Here is a 15,541-nt window from a genome sequence, read left to right as displayed (position 1 = left end):
AGCCTTCTCATAGTGTAAATAGAACTACCTTTTGCGTGTTTCGTCCATTCAGAATCAGTAAATTAGCCGATCACATCAAATTTTTTTCGTTCTTCCATCATCGGATTATCTTGCAAGTCAACGTATTGTACGCGACCACTAGGACTTGGAGAATCCTTTACTTCTTCAATGAATCTTTTGATCGTTTCCTCATCGCCACATGCTTCGATTGTCACCGAACCATCTTCTTCGTTTTTAACTGTGCCTGTGATCCCTAATTGATCGGCAACGATTTTTGTCATATAACGAAAGCCAACACCTTGGACACGTCCTTGAACGTTCATCTTGATTTTTTTCATCATATCCACCTTTCTTTCCTTGCTTTTTAAATTAATGATACCGATTTTTTGATGTTGTAACAAGTTCAAGGTTCGAATTCATGCTATAATTAAGTGAGGTGAAAAATGTGAAAGAAATCCAATCAGCAAAAAATCCAAGAATCAAAGAATTGAAAAAACTACATAAGAAAAAATACCGGGAAGAAACAGGCGAGTATCTACTCGAAGGATTCCATTTGGTTGAAGAGGCAGTTGCTTCTCATGCCAAAGTAAAAGAAATCTTAATCACAGAAAAAGGGTTAGAAGAGTGGGAGGAGTGGCTTAAAAACCATTTAGACATCCCTTGTACCTTGGTAACGAATGAAGTCATGGCTGTGGTATCAGATTTGCCAACACCCCAAGGTATCTTAGCCGTTATGCTCTACGAAAAAGTAAACATGCCCGAATTAACTGGAGGATGGTTATTGTTAGATAATGTCCAAGATCCTGGGAATGTTGGAACAATGATTCGTACGGCAGATGCTTTTGGACTATCTGGTGTCGTTTTAGGAAAAGGATCAGCTGACATTTATAGTACAAAAGTGTTAAGAAGTATGCAGGGGAGCAATTACCATCTACCAATACTTCAAACAGACCTTGAGCAAATGATCCCGCTTTTAAAGGAACACAATTTTAATATCTATGGAACGGAATTGAACGAGGATGCTCGTTCATTAGAACAGGTAACTGTTCCTGAGAAGTATGCAATTGTCATGGGGAATGAAGGGCAAGGCGTGCGGCCCGAAATTCTTTCCTTGACGGATAAAAATATCTATATTCCGATTCGCGGAAATGCTGAATCATTAAATGTAGGAGTGGCAGCAGGCATCGTACTTTACCATTTCTCTTTATGATTAAGGAACTATTAAGCTTTCTACATTTTGATGGAACCTCACTAGAATATTCCGAACACTAATGGTATACTAGGATCAATTTCAAAGGAAAATGAAATTCAAAAAAGGTGGCAGATCAATAATTATGACAGAAAAATGGCGTGAAGACGAAGAATATATGTCTTATGTAGAAGATCTATTAGCAACAGATGCAGTGAAGAAATTAGCCAATTATACACAACATGTCCACTCCACTCGATTAGAGCATTCTCTTAGTGTTTCTTACTATAGTTATAAATTAGCCAAAAAATGGGGCGGTAATGCAAAAGCGACTGCACGTGCAGGTCTTTTGCATGATCTTTTCTACTATGATTGGCGTACAACAAAATTTGATGAAGGAACGCATGCTTATATCCATCCAAGGATCGCAGTGAAAAATGCAGAAAAAATTACTGACCTATCCGATTTAGAGCGTGATATCATCTTAAAACATATGTGGGGCGCTACGATCGCACCGCCTAAGTATAAAGAAAGCTATATTGTGACGTTTGTCGACAAATATTGTGCTGTGAAAGAAGCAGCACAGCCGATGACTGCTTCGATGAAACAAAAATGGCAAAGATATTTCGGCAAAGAACAATCGATTTAATACGATGTGATTAAGAATTCTTCCTGAGAAATTTCATAAAATTTCTCAGGTTTTTTTTTATTGACGAACCATGATTTTTACTGTTTACTTTGTATCAAGAACAAGTTGTTGAAACAAAATTAAAGGGGGTGATGATAAGATGCCATATGGATCTTATTTAAAAGAGTGGAAAAGCTTTAACTAACGTACTTTGTTGAAGTTCTTTTCTTCAAAGTACATTCACTTGAAAGAAGAAAGGACTCAAAGTCATGGAAAAAACAATTAAACCTTATCAATATTATTTTATTAAAAGAGAAGTCGAACAATTAATATCAGTCTATCATTCAGTAAACGATTCTAAAACGATCGAAACGGTCCAAGCATTAGCTGTGGAGAGAATAGAGGAACTAGTAGAACCCTCACAAAGGATGAACCTTTTCTTAGAAAACATCTTAGATACTTCTTTGACCAAAGAAACTGCTGAACGCTTATTAGAAGAATTAAAAGAATCAGTTCAACCTTTTGAGCAACCTTCGAAAGCTCAAATCGAAAAATTATTCCGAAAAGTGAAAAAGCTAAAACAACCTGATTGGAATCATTTGGATTTAAGAGAACACACCTATATTGGATGGAATGATCCTGGTACCCAGAAAAAATTTCTTGTTTATTATGATGAATCAGGGAAGTTAAACGGTATTCGCGGGACTTTATCCCCGACCATCACGAAAGGGATTTGTACGATTTGTAAAAAAACTTCGAGTGTGTCACTCTTTTTAGCAACAACAAAATCGAATTCAGATGGCACCTATACGAAAAAAGGAAACTATATTTGCCATGATAGTGAGCATTGTAACCACAATTTAGTCCAATTGACTCCTTTTTATGAATTTACTGAGATTGTAAAAAAAGAAGGATAATTTCATTGTATTTTTCATAAATATATGCTATTTTAATTGATGAAGTGAATAGGTGATGGTGTTCGCCTTTAAACGTTAATCTTAAGATAACTAATGACGCCTACTAAGAATCGGGATACCCCTTTTTTTAGTAGGCGTTTTTTTGAGGAGGAAAAGAGATGGAAAATCGATTACCTGATCCAATTAGGGTCGTCGTATACATGTTCAAGTGGCTATTAATCACATTGTTATTGGGAATCTTTATGGGGAGTTTATCAGCCTTTTTTCTCAATAGTTTAACGTGGGTTACTAATATACGCCTTGCTTCACCCTGGTTGTTGTTTCTTTTACCAGTAAGTGGTGGAATTTTTGCTTTTTTATATAGTAAGTACGGAGGAAATTCTGGTAGAGGAAATAACTTAGTGATTGATCAAGGAAATGGTGGGGAAGAAAAAATTCCTTTACGCCTGATTCCTTTAACGTTATTTGGAACGATTACCACCCATTTATTTGGTGGTTCTGTCGGACGAGAAGGAACAGCTGTGCAAATGGGAGGCGCTTTAGCAGAAAATTTAGCCCGTCTCTTTCAGTTAAATAAAGTGGAACGGGAGTTATTGGTGATCAGCGGGATCAGTGCTGGTTTTAGTTCCGTTTTTGGTACGCCTCTGGCTGGAACACTATTTGGGTTAGAAGTTTTAGCAATTGGAAAAGTTAGAACAGAAGCCTTATTTCCAAGTTTTTTTGCAGCACTGTTTGCTAACTTTGTGACTGAAAGCTTTGGGGTGAAACATATCCATTACCCTATGGGGACGATTCCAAATTGGGATGTATCTCTTTTCTTTAAATTATTCGTTGCAGGCATTGCTTTTGGTCTTATTGGTTGGGTATTTAGTCGTTCGATCGTTTTTTTGAAAACTTGGTATGCCAAAAGAATGGCTAGTCCAGTTCTACGTAATTTTATTGGCGGAGCTGTGGTCGTCATCGCAGCGCTCTTATTGCAAACCCAAAGATATTTGGGGCTCAGTTTGCCTTTGTTAACTGATGCCTTTAATGGTACCGCCCATTTCTATGATTTTCTTGGAAAGCTTGGATTTACTGTCTTGTCTTTAGGTGCTGGTTATCAAGGTGGAGAGGTAACTCCTTTATTTGAAATCGGAGCGACATTAGGTGCTGCTCTAGCACCAATCTTACATGTGTCCATTCCTTTTTTAGCAGCCTTGGGTTTCATTGGCGTCTTTTCAGGAGCAACAAATACACCCATTGCTTGTTTTGTTATGGGAATCGAATTGTTCGGTGGACAAGCAGCCAGTTATTTCTTTATGATCTGTCTGGTGAGCTTCATGTGTTCTGGTAATAGTGGAATTTATTCAGCACAAAAAGTAGTAGTGAAAAAGGGAATTCTTTTCCTGCCAATGATGGGAAGTCAGAAACAGTCTGAGCGATCTAAGGGGAGAACGAAAACACGAAAATAGTTGTTGCAAAAGGAAAGATTACAAAAAGTAAAAGGCATTTGGGGGGCACCCAAATGCCTTATTTAAATAAAGATGCTCAAAGCTGCGAATAATACGGTAAATAGCACGATTAAGCCACCAACGATCAAGTGTCTTTTTTTGTGCAGAACCAAGATGGCGATATATTCTCGCAAAAATGCATTCGGCAAGTAGTAAAAGGCAGTTTTCGCTCCGATTCCATCCGCTTTTAAACCAGCTTGCTTTGCATAAAGACCTGCACGGAAGATGTGGTAATTATTAGAAGTGAAAATCGCTCGATATGGCCCACCAGTTTGTTGATCCATGAGTTCTTTAGAAAAACGCATATTTTCTAAAGTTGTCTTTGAATTGGCTTCCACCAAGATATCTCTCTCAGGAATGCCTTTAGCTAAAGCATATTGCTTCATCGCAATTGCTTCCGGCACTTTTTCATCTGATCCTTGACCACCAGACATCAATAGAATAGGCGGGTTCAAGGTTGCTTTACTTTGTGCCCAATAAAAGGCGATCGCTTTGTCGATTCTTTTTGCTAAAAGAGGGGATACCGTTTCGCCATTTAGTAGACCAGCCCCTAAAACGATAATGTAATTTTGGTTGTATCGTGGACGGTTGAACTGATACAAAAAAGAAACGGTTATAAAGTTATAGAAAACCACAAAAAGATAAAACAGAATCAATGGGACAGCCGTGAATAATACATTGAACCATTGTGGGAAATATTGGATAAAGAAGATTTGAAATATAGTATATAACGTCAAAAAGATTGCTAATAATAAAGTTAAGAGATTGGCTAATGAGCGAGATTCTCTTTTTAAAACTAATAACCCGTTCCAAAATAAAAAGACGATCAAAATGTAGACGCCAAATAACAAGATCAACAAAACGGGGATAGCAATTATTGCAAATAAACCACCAATAAAAATATTTTGTGTTTCAAGCAGCAAGGTGACTAAGTAGCCACCAAAACTAATTAAAAAGAAATTGAACAATACCCCGTTCAATAGTTTGCGTTTTTCAGTAAAATAGGAGAATGCAAAAATACTGAAAAAAACAAGTGGGATCAAAAAGTAAAAGGTGGAATAAAAAATTTCCAAAACAATGAAGTAAGTGACCATCATCATAAATGTCCAAGATCCACAATAAAAGAACAGAGCAGGATCACTTTGACGACGGCGCCAATAAAGAATACCGGTAAACCCTAAAACATAGAGAACCAAGAAAGTCAGGTCTCTTGTCAAATTCATAGAATTAACTCCTTTCGTTTAATGAACACGAAATAAAACGTGTTTTGTTTAGGTTGATACCAATTTACGCAATAACGATTGATTGAAAGATAAAATCAATAAAATTGACACAACCTTTACTATTATAGCTAAAATTAGAGAAAAAAGCTGTTCTGAAAAATTAAAAACTAAAAAAAGGAAAACTTGAGGCATGTAGCAGGGATTGTTAGATAAAAGTACACCTCCTAAGTTAGACAATGACATTCTGACTTAAGAGGTGTACTTAAAATTCTACGTTCTACTTGTTGGTATTTTAGCTGGATTAGAACAAATTACTAAAAAAATCAGTAACATGTCGCCAACCAATCACAAAGATATTTGCTTTTTCAACTGATTTAGCAGTAATAATATCTGTGGTTGGTTCTTTATTGTCTTCCAAATAGCCCAGTGAATCATCGGCTAAGGTAATCGTTGCTGTCCCTACCTTCATACCTTTATTGACGGGAGCTGCTACTTGATTATTCGTTACGACTTTTTTATCAAGGGTAGGAGTAATTTTTAATTTACCAGTATCCATACCATTTCTTACCCAAACTTTTACAGGATTTTTTAAGGCAACTGCTACTGAAGTTTCTTTGCCATCTTTCACTGCTAAGTTTTTTAAATCTGGAATACTTGCATTGGACTTTCCAAGTTCTTTAATTGACCAATTATCATAGCAGTAATCCATTAAACGTCCGGTTTCGTTGAAGCGGGCACTTGGATTTGTAGCATGGTCATCGGCATTTAAAACAACCGTAATGACTCGTCTACCCTCTTTATTGATCGTTCCAACAAAACAAGCACCAGCAAATTCAGTTGTACCAGTTTTTAAACCATCTACGCCTTCTTTGTAGTTAACAAACCCAGAAAGCATCCAATTCCAATTCACCATTTCGACAGGTGACTGAGTCCCTTCGCCGAATGTTTCATTAGTAGTATTTGTCACTTTTAATACCTCAGGGAAATCTAAGATCAAGTGTCTGGCAACGATCGCAACATCTTTGGCTGACATTTGGTTTTCTTCTGTTTCCGAGGTACCTTCAGGACGATTCTCACCGAGATAGGAATTATTTAATCCAGAGGCGTTCACAATCGTTGCGTCGTTAATACCCCAATCTTTTAATTGTTTTTTCATCAATTCAAGAAACTTTGTTTCACTGCCAGCTATTTTTTCGGCTAAAGCTACCATTGAGGCGTTAGCAGATTGAATAAAGGCTGAATCAAAAAGTTCTTTGACCGTATAGCTGTTCTCTTTGTGCAAAGGTACGTTTGACAAGTCAGGAACAACGCTCAATTTTTCAGCATAATCTGAAATTGGCACTTTTTCATCCCAAGTCAGTTTTCCTTCTTTTACTTGATCAAGAACGATATAAAGACCAATTATTTTGGTGATTGAAGCAATTCCCATTGGTTTTTCTCCATCTTGATCATAAAGGATCTTACCACTCTCTGCATCAACAGCAAAAGCGGCTTTTGCATTGACTTTGAATGATTCGTCAGCGTGAACTGCTGTGATTGGTAAAATCGCAGTGAGGCACAAGATCAAACTTGTTAATAACATGAACAATCGTAATTTTTTTTGAGGCATTTATTTTCTCCTTGTTTTCTAATAGTTTTCCTATAAATTAAAATTTTATCAAAGAGATAGAGTAGTTTCAATATTTCTGATAAAAACATAATAAAAGATATTTATAGAAAAAGGAGAAAAGTGGTTACTTCTCTTGATCTTTGCTACGAATTTTTACCGGTTGCACTTCTGGCTCATTCAATCGAGAAGCAACAAAAATAGTAACAGCAGTTAGGGTTAATAAACTGAAGATCATGAATATGTGCATGTGATCACCTCATTCATTTATTTTCTCTTAGTGTAGCAAAAAGAATTGAATTTCTTTTTAAGAAATCAAAAGAATGATTGAGTAAAGTATGAAATAATTATGAAATTAATTAAATAAAACAAAAATAGAAATAAGTCGTTTTAGTAAAATTCGTTTTATTATCTCGAAAAAATTTGTTGTGGTAGACTTTACTTATAGTAAAGGAATGACTTTTTTTAGGAGGGATACGATTATGACAAAAATGGCGAAAGAATTATTGTCACAGCTGACTTCAGAAGGTGCAACAGGCCCATTCGTCACGATTATGTTGAACACCCATGTCGCACATCAAGATGTAGAAAAAGATCAAATCAAGTTCAAAAATTTTGCGAAAGAAGCAAAAAAACGGTTTGAAAAAAAATATGCTGAACATGACTGGTCCTTGTTCCAAGAAAAAATCACTAGTTTGTTAGAAGATGCTTCATTTTGGCGAAGCGCTACAACAAGCGTGGCTGTCATCTTATCTCCAGAACATACGTATATCCATCGCTTAGGTATTCCTGTAGATGACCAATATTATGTGAGTGATCTGCCATATCTTCTAGCGATTATCAAAAATAGTCACTTTAACTACGCTTATTATCTACTAGGATTGAATCGTGATTCAATGAAGTTGTACGAAGTAAACAATAAGCAGGTAACTGAAGTAAAATTACCGGAAGATGCACCGAAAGATGTAGTAACAGCTTTAGGTTCTGAGTTAACAGGTGGCGGATTAAACTATACTTCAAATGGTAGTGAGGGAGCTACGTTTCATGGTGTCAATCCAAAAGATGAGGAAGTAGAGATCGACTGGGTCAATTATTATCAAGCAGTTGATGATTATCTTAAGGATACCTTTGACAATCCTGAAAAACGCCCAATTTATCTCTTTGCATTACCGGAAAACCAAACGATGTTCAAAAAAATTGCTAAAAATCCGTACTATTGTTCTGATGTGGCGATCTCTGCCTCACCTGCACAATTATCGTTAAAAGAAATCGAAGCAGGAGCTAAAAAACTCTCTGAGGAATTAGCTGCGAAAGAAGCAGAAGGGTATAATCGTTTGTTAGATAAGAAATTTATCGATCAACTAGTGGATATCGTTCCAGCTGCTAAAGAAGGGAAAATTTCTCACTTGTTTATTGCTACGTCTAACTTAGTGGATGGATTTGGAGAAGATCCAGAAACAGAGTATGACCGTCGTCAAGTTTTAAATGAATTGGCAGATAATGTCATCATGAACGGAGGACAAGTAGTCATTCTTGAACAAAAAGAGGCACCAGATGAGAAAAGTTTAGTAGCAATCCTTCGTTACTAATAGAGTGATGTGAGATTTTGCATTTTGAATAAAGAAATGAAAGAGCACGACTGGGGAAATTTTTTCCTCAGTCTTGTTTATAGTTAAAAAATAAAAAGTAGAAGAAATCAATTCAACTGGTGTTATTTTACTATCAACTATCGTTCTTATGGGGAATCTTATCAAAAAAAATCGTTAGAGAAAGTCTGAATTATAAGGAAACGATTCCATATTTGTTAGGACGGAATACAGAGATATCCCTCTTTTTCTCGTTTTTGTCAGAAAACACCAGATGAAAAGGAAAAAAAGAAGGGAAAATAGTGGCTATTTTGTAACCGATATGATATATTAAGAGTGTAGTTTTTGTTCGGTAATCTGTGGCATGTTTCAAATAAACATCTTCCAGATATACACCATTCAAGTAATTGCAAAATATGTGTTGAAACACAAGGAGGATTTTTATTATGGAAACAGGTACAGTAAAATGGTTTAACTCAGAAAAAGGTTTTGGATTCATTACAGCAGAAAACGGTAACGATGTATTCGTTCATTTCTCAGCTATCCAAGGCGACGGATTCAAAACTCTTGAAGAAGGTCAAACAGTAAACTTTGACGTTGAAGAAGGTCAACGTGGCCCTCAAGCAACTAACGTTGTTAAAGCTTAATTAATTGATTTGAATAAAAGCTCGATAACTACATTGTAGTTGTCGAGCTTTTTTGTTTTGGATCAATCACGAAGTTAAATACGTTCTTCAGATAAGTGGAATTGATTCTGCATCAATAGGTAGTTGAGTAATCAGCCGGTAGTTAAGATGATCAGATGATTTAGAAAGTGAACCAATAATATAAAGGTTTTTTTTCACAAATGGAAAGAGAGATTAAGAAATTTTCTTGTGATTGTAGTATAATCGCAAGAGAACATTTAAAGGCAAGAGAAGAGGAAGTAAATTTGAAATCAAAAACTTATGCAGTTGTCGATATTGAAACGACTGGGACAAATCCAAAAGAAGATCGCATTATCCAATTTGGATGTGTCATGATTGAAGGTGGTCGAATCACTTCTCGTTTTTCGATTGATATTAATCCCGGACGCAAGATTTCCAAACAAATCCAACATCTGACAGGAATTACCAATCGTCGTGTCCAACAAGCACCTTATTTTGAAGATGTGGCCGCAACCATCTATAATCTGTTGGCGGATACGATTTTTGTTGCTCATAATATTTATTTTGATTATAACTTTCTTAATCAGGAGCTATTAAGGTGCCAAACACCGGGATTAAAGATTCCTGGCATCGATACTGTTGAATTAGCTCAAATCTTCTTGCCAAGTGAGCCAAGTTTTCGATTGGTTGATCTGTCAGAGAGTCTAGGCTTTATTCATGAAAACCCACACCAAGCTGATAGTGATGCCGAAGTGACTGCCCAACTTCTTCTATTGATTGAAGAACGGATGCGCCGTTTACCGTTAGTCACATTAGAAGCCATTTATGCATTAAGTGGGCAAACTGGAATGGATACAAGTCGATTTATTCAAAGTGTGATGGAAGAGATGAGAGAACAACCTCAGCCGTTAAACGAAGAATTAGAGATAATCGATGGGTTAGCTTTGCAAAAAAAAGAAGTAGATCTTTATACCAGCATTCATTACAATGAGCAAGTTTATCCTAGAAAGAAACAAGCTAAAGAAAAGATATTTGGGAAAACATTGATGTATCGTAAGGAACAAAATCGCTTGATGAATGCAGTATACGACCATTTTACCAAAGATGAATCCAAAGATTTGATGATTGAAGCCGCTACTGGAATGGGAAAAACGATCGGGTATCTACTCCCACTCAGCTATTTAGCCACTCCTGAAAAGCCGGCGATCATCAGTACTGTCTCACTGGTACTCCAGCAGCAGATCTTGGAGAAAGATATCCCATTGTTAAATCAATTGTTGGATCAGCCGATTCAAGCAACAGTGATTAAAAGTTATCGCCATTATATCGATTTGCAAAGGTTCAAAGCGACCCTTGAAGCGCCAAAAGAACAAAAACAGTATTTACTTTACCAAATGGCAATCCTTGTTTGGTTGACTCAAACGAAAACCGGTGATTTAGACGAATTGCATTTGACCAACTTGAATCATCTTCTCTTTAGTGAGATTGCCCATCGGGGGACTTCATTTTTAGCTAAAAATCAGCCGTTTTATGCACAAGATTTTGTTCGTTTTTTAGAGAGAAAGATCCAGCAAAGCAATTTTTTGATTGTGAATCATGCTTTTTTAGTCCAAGAAACCCAAAGAAAGCGACCATTGTTACCAGAGAGTCCATATTTATTGATCGATGAGGCGCATCATTTGCCTGATATTGCAGAGAAAGTCAATGATCGCCGCTTAAGTATTGCGTATTTTTTCAAACAAATCCAACAGTTTAACGAATCGGATCATTTGTTTGACCGGATCAAAGCGTATTTACCAGAAAACCACGAAGTTCAACGTTGGTTAGAGATTTACCAAGAGGAGTTAAACGCACTTAACGAAGCGCAAATTTTTCTGGCAGAAGGACTGAATCAATTTGCGGCAAAGCAAACAAACGGTCAGTATCCAGAAGAAATGATGATTACTCAAGAAATGCTTTCGCAGTTACCATTTGAGTCGAGCCTTGCAATTGACCATCTCCATGTGTTTTATCGTGAAATCAAACAACTACAAGACCAAATGCGCTTAAGTTTGACAATCATTCAAGAAAGCTGGACGAAACAAATGCGCATTGATTTAGCCACTCTTTATCAATTATTCGATCAAATGGAAAAGCAAGCAACTTTGATGGAACAGTGGCTGGAAGATTGGCATGAAAATTTGATCCATTGGTTTGTTCCCAACAAAACGGCGCAACAAACGATTTTTCATCTTCACGATTTCAAGGCAGCCTCACTGAAAAGAACAGTTTGGTATCCGCGCTACACGCATATTTTATATATTGGCGGCACGCTTAAAGTGGGACCGAATCGCCAGTATCTTGCGAAACGTTTAGGAATTGAAGGTACACCATTGAAAGTGATCGCATCTCCTTATGATTACGAAAAACAAGCCCGTATCTATGTACCCAAAGAAGCACCGTCAATTAGTCAAGTTGATCAGCAACAATACGTGGACTATTTGTCTCAGACGTTGTCTCAATTGATCTTACAAGAAAAGCGGCCAATCTTGGTTTTGTTTACGTCACATGATATTTTACAAAAAGTTTATCAGACGATTCATTTATCCATGTTAGAGCAAGGACGGGAAATCTTAGCCCAAGGGATCGGCGGTAGCCGACAGAAATTGTTGAAACGATTCATGCTGTCTGAAATGAGTGTTTTATTTGGAGCTGATAGTTTTTGGGAAGGTGTGGATTTACCGGGGGATGCTTTACAGATTGTCGTGGTTACCCGCTTACCTTTTGACAATCCGTTACGACCGATGGTGAAGGCAAGGAATACCTACCTTGAATCAGAAGGAATCAACCCATTCTATCAAGAATCGATCCCTAAAGCTGCTTTAAAATTGAGACAAGCCTTAGGAAGATTGATTCGTGGTGAAGAAGATCGAGGCGTTTTATTGATTCTGGATCGTCGATTACTGTCTGCGAAATACAGTAATCGGATCTTGCAGGCCTTACCGAAGAATATTACGATCAAAGAAGAAACATTGGACGATATTTGCAAAGATATCCCAAAATTCTTAAAGAAAAACGAAGAATAAACTTCTTCAGACAATCTATTTTCGCATGAAAAATCTGCTATAATAAAACTTAGCGAATATAAAAGGAGCGACGATCCTTGAAGAAACAATCAAAACAAAAGCAAGAATCTCCGAAAGAAAAAACAATTAATCATGTATTACTAGGGTTGATTATCGCTTTATTAGCGATCATCGTATTTAGTTCGATTTTTTATTTACGTGCGAGCCGCCCAAGGATGCAAGCCAAACAAGAAGCAATTGAGATTGCTAAAAAATACGCAGGACTTGAAGAAGCAGATCACTTTTATTGGTTTACTCGGAATCATACTTACTTTTCTTTGACTGGTAAAAACGATAAAGGGCAAGAAATTGCGGTCATTATTCCTAAATCGGGCGAAAAGGTCAAAGTATTAGCTCAAAAAGATGGGATAACTGAACAAGAAGCAAAAGAAAAAATTGCTCAAGCTCATCCAGAAGTCCAAATCGAAAAAGCTTCACTAGGAATGTACGATAATCAAGCTGTCTGGGAAGTTGTTGGAAAAAATTCAAAGGATCAATTCAATTATTATTTGCTTTCTTTCGAGTCAGGGAAAGAAATAAAAACTATCACTGGAATATAATTTGTAAAGGATGAGTAGGATGAAGCTGTCAAAAAGAGTACAACAATTAGAACCTTCTGTGACGCTTGCTGCAGCAGCAAAAGCAAAAGCTTTGAAGGCACAAGGAAAAGATATCTTAAGTCTAACGGTCGGAGAACCTGACTTTGCAACGCCCGAAAATATCCAAGAAGTGGCGGTTCAGGCAATTAGAAACGGCAAAGCAAGTTACTATACGCCGAGCGCAGGGATTCCTGAACTACGCCAAGCAATTGTCGATTATATCAAGGAGTATTATGGGATCACCTATGAACCTTCTCAAACAATTGTAACGGATGGTGCAAAATTTGCGTTATATGCCCTTTTTCAGACGATTTTAGATCCTGAAGATGAAGTGATCATCCCAGTACCTTATTGGGTAAGTTATGGAGAGCAAGTAAAATTAGCAGAAGGTCGACCAGTATTTGTTAAAGGCGAGGAAAACAATGGATTTAAAATAACTGTTTCCCAGCTAGAAGCATCACGAACCCCTAAAACGAAAGCATTGATCATCAATTCTCCTTCGAATCCGACAGGAATGATCTATGATCAAAAAGAGCTGCAAGCAATCGGAGAGTGGGCTGTCAAACATGATATTTTGATAGTTGCAGATGATATTTATGGACGTTTAGTTTATAATGGCAATGAGTTTACTCCAATTGCAACAATCTCTGAAGCTATTCGTAAGCAAACGATCATCATCAATGGGGTCTCAAAAACTTATGCAATGACGGGATGGAGAATCGGCTATGCTTTGGGGAACCAAGAAATCATCGATGGGATGATTGCAATTGCTTCTCAATCAACAAGTAATTCAACAGCAGTCAGCCAATATGCTGCGATTGAAGCGTTGACTGGTGAGCAAGATCCAGTGGAAGAAATGCGCCTGGCATTTGAAGAACGCCTAAATATCTTATATCCACTTGTTTCAAACTTACCTGGAGTGACACTTAATAAACCACAAGGTGCTTTTTATTTGTTTCCGAATGTAAAAGAAACGTTGGCTATGTGCGGTTATGAGAATGTCACGAAGTGGGTAGAAGATCTATTAGAGGAAACGGGTGTTGCTTTAGTAACTGGTGAAGGGTTTGGTGCGCCAGAAAATGTGCGATTAAGTTATGCAACGGATCTTGGAACTTTGGAAGAAGCAGTCCGACGTATTGCGCAATTTATTGAGAGTAAAAGTCAAATATAATCCTAATAATTAAGGTAGAGCGAAGGAGAGTCATAAGTGGAAACAATTCAAATCATTGATTCGAAAAATCATGTAGGAGAAACAGTAAAGATTGGCGCTTGGGTAGCAAATAAACGTTCAAGCGGAAAAATTGCTTTTCTACAACTAAGAGATGGAACAGCTTATTTTCAAGGAGTAGTTGTGAAAAGTGAAGTTCCAGAAGAAGTATTTCAATTAGCGAAAAATCTTCACCAAGAAACATCAATCATCTTGACCGGAGAAATCCGTGAAGATAGCCGTTCAAAATTTGGCTACGAAATCGGGATTAAGACAATCGAAGTTGTCAGTGAAAGTCATGATTATCCCATCACACCTAAAGAACATGGAACTGATTTTTTGATGGATCACCGTCATTTATGGTTACGTTCTTCCAGACAACATGCAATCATGCAAATCAGAAATGAAATTATTCGTGCAACATATGAGTTCTTTAATAACCATAACTTTGTCAAAATCGATCCTCCAATTTTAACTGGTTCTGCACCAGAAGGAACGACTGACTTATTTGAAACGAACTATTTTGACCAAAAAGCGTACTTATCACAAAGTGGTCAATTATATATGGAAGCTGCAGCGATGGCTTTTGGTAAAGTATTCTCCTTTGGTCCAACATTCCGTGCAGAAAAATCAAAAACACGTCGTCATTTGATCGAATTTTGGATGATTGAACCTGAGATGGCATTTACACATCAAGAAGAAAGTCTAGAGGTCCAAGAACAATATGTTGCTTTCTTAGTACAAAATGTATTGGATCACTGTGATTACGCATTAGATGTCTTGGAACGAGACAAAGAAGTATTGAAAACTTATACGAAGTTACCATTCCCACGTATCTCTTATGATGATGCGATTGAATTATTGAAGAAAAATGGGTTTGATGATATTGAGTGGGGCGATGATTTTGGTTCTCCGCATGAGACATTCATTGCCAATTCATTTGAACAACCCGTATTTATCTTGAATTATCCAAAAGCAATCAAACCTTTCTATATGAAACCACATCCAACTCGTGAAGATGTAGTGATCTGTGCCGATATGATCGCACCAGAAGGATACGGTGAGATCATTGGTGGTAGTGAACGGGCAACGGATTATGAATTCTTATTAGAACAGATCAAAAATCATGGTTTAGACGAAAATGAATATTCTTGGTATCTTGATTTGCGTAAATATGGTTCAGTGCCACATTCTGGATTTGGATTGGGCTTAGAGCGAACAGTTACTTGGATCGCAGGTATCGACCATGTGCGTGAAGCAATTCCATTCCCACGTTTGTTGAACCGTATCTATCCATAAAAATGAAATAGCTGGTTCAACCACAAAAAACTGCAGAAAGTGGCCT

Annotated in this window: 14 protein-coding genes and 1 riboswitch; of the genes, 10 read left to right on the top strand and 4 right to left on the bottom strand. The window is 37.1% G+C overall.

Annotated elements, in window-relative coordinates:
- Nucleotides 1-62 precede the first annotated feature (62 nt).
- Nucleotides 63-338, bottom strand: a complete 276-nt coding sequence (locus tag IGJ18_RS09700) for an acylphosphatase (RefSeq protein ID WP_010718509.1) — start codon at nt 336-338, stop codon at nt 63-65.
- 107 nt (nt 339-445) lie between these two features.
- On the opposite strand from IGJ18_RS09700, the gene IGJ18_RS09695 reads away from it, so the two are divergent.
- The 4 genes from IGJ18_RS09695 to IGJ18_RS09680 all read left to right on the top strand — a co-directional run bounded on the left by IGJ18_RS09695 (nt 446) and on the right by IGJ18_RS09680 (nt 4,185).
- Complete coding sequence (locus tag IGJ18_RS09695; protein WP_034700883.1) at nt 446-1,210, top strand: TrmH family RNA methyltransferase; 765 nt, start codon at nt 446-448, stop codon at nt 1,208-1,210.
- 124 nt (nt 1,211-1,334) lie between these two features.
- Nucleotides 1,335-1,838 (top strand): HD domain-containing protein, encoded by a 504-nt coding sequence (locus IGJ18_RS09690; RefSeq protein WP_010737939.1) that lies wholly within the window; start codon nt 1,335-1,337, stop codon nt 1,836-1,838.
- Between the two features lie 248 nt (nt 1,839-2,086).
- Nucleotides 2,087-2,734: a FusB/FusC family EF-G-binding protein gene (locus IGJ18_RS09685; protein WP_010718506.1), complete on the top strand. Its 648-nt coding sequence runs from the start codon at nt 2,087-2,089 to the stop codon at nt 2,732-2,734.
- 42 nt (nt 2,735-2,776) lie between these two features.
- Nucleotides 2,777-2,844, top strand: a riboswitch (Fluoride riboswitch).
- A 48-nt stretch (nt 2,845-2,892) separates the two neighbouring features.
- Nucleotides 2,893-4,185, top strand: coding sequence for a voltage-gated chloride channel family protein (locus IGJ18_RS09680; protein ID WP_438843274.1), 1,293 nt, complete (start codon nt 2,893-2,895; stop codon nt 4,183-4,185).
- A 62-nt stretch (nt 4,186-4,247) separates the two neighbouring features.
- On the opposite strand, the gene IGJ18_RS09675 is transcribed toward IGJ18_RS09680, so the two are convergent.
- From IGJ18_RS09675 to IGJ18_RS09665, 3 genes are all read right to left on the bottom strand, one after another.
- Nucleotides 4,248-5,447, bottom strand: a complete 1,200-nt coding sequence (locus tag IGJ18_RS09675; protein ID WP_010718504.1) for a YdcF family protein — start codon at nt 5,445-5,447, stop codon at nt 4,248-4,250.
- A gap of 301 nt (nt 5,448-5,748) precedes the next feature.
- Nucleotides 5,749-7,056 carry a serine hydrolase gene (locus tag IGJ18_RS09670; protein ID WP_438843273.1) on the bottom strand — a complete coding sequence of 436 codons (1,308 nt, stop codon included), beginning with the start codon at nt 7,054-7,056 and terminating at the stop codon, nt 5,749-5,751.
- Between the two features lie 124 nt (nt 7,057-7,180).
- Complete coding sequence (locus IGJ18_RS09665; RefSeq protein ID WP_010718502.1) at nt 7,181-7,303, bottom strand: hypothetical protein; 123 nt, start codon at nt 7,301-7,303, stop codon at nt 7,181-7,183.
- Nucleotides 7,304-7,535: 232 nt separating this feature from the next.
- Between IGJ18_RS09665 and IGJ18_RS09660 the strand changes: the two genes are divergently transcribed.
- The 6 genes from IGJ18_RS09660 to asnS all read left to right on the top strand — a co-directional run bounded on the left by IGJ18_RS09660 (nt 7,536) and on the right by asnS (nt 15,495).
- Nucleotides 7,536-8,642, top strand: a complete 1,107-nt coding sequence (locus IGJ18_RS09660) for a baeRF6 domain-containing protein (RefSeq protein WP_010737935.1) — start codon at nt 7,536-7,538, stop codon at nt 8,640-8,642.
- Between the two features lie 443 nt (nt 8,643-9,085).
- Nucleotides 9,086-9,286, top strand: a complete 201-nt coding sequence (locus IGJ18_RS09655) for a cold-shock protein (RefSeq protein ID WP_005875554.1) — start codon at nt 9,086-9,088, stop codon at nt 9,284-9,286.
- Nucleotides 9,287-9,570: 284 nt separating this feature from the next.
- Nucleotides 9,571-12,351: a helicase C-terminal domain-containing protein gene (locus IGJ18_RS09650; RefSeq protein ID WP_438843272.1), complete on the top strand. Its 2,781-nt coding sequence runs from the start codon at nt 9,571-9,573 to the stop codon at nt 12,349-12,351.
- A 77-nt stretch (nt 12,352-12,428) separates the two neighbouring features.
- Nucleotides 12,429-12,950: a cell wall elongation regulator TseB-like domain-containing protein gene (locus IGJ18_RS09645; RefSeq protein WP_010718499.1), complete on the top strand. Its 522-nt coding sequence runs from the start codon at nt 12,429-12,431 to the stop codon at nt 12,948-12,950.
- Between the two features lie 19 nt (nt 12,951-12,969).
- Entirely contained in the window at nt 12,970-14,160 is a 1,191-nt protein-coding gene (locus IGJ18_RS09640; protein ID WP_053766602.1) for a pyridoxal phosphate-dependent aminotransferase, read from the top strand.
- 36 nt (nt 14,161-14,196) lie between these two features.
- On the top strand, nt 14,197-15,495 hold the full coding sequence (gene asnS, locus IGJ18_RS09635; protein ID WP_010718497.1) for an asparagine--tRNA ligase: 1,299 nt from the start codon (nt 14,197-14,199) through the stop codon (nt 15,493-15,495).
- The last annotated feature ends 46 nt before the right edge of the window (nt 15,496-15,541 follow it).

The sequence above is a fragment of the Enterococcus sp. AZ078 genome (assembly GCF_051714985.1).
GTDB lineage: Bacteria > Bacillota > Bacilli > Lactobacillales > Enterococcaceae > Enterococcus_B > Enterococcus_B hirae.
The sequence above is the reverse complement of the archived record's forward strand: the minus strand, read 5'-3'. Positions and strand labels throughout refer to the sequence as shown.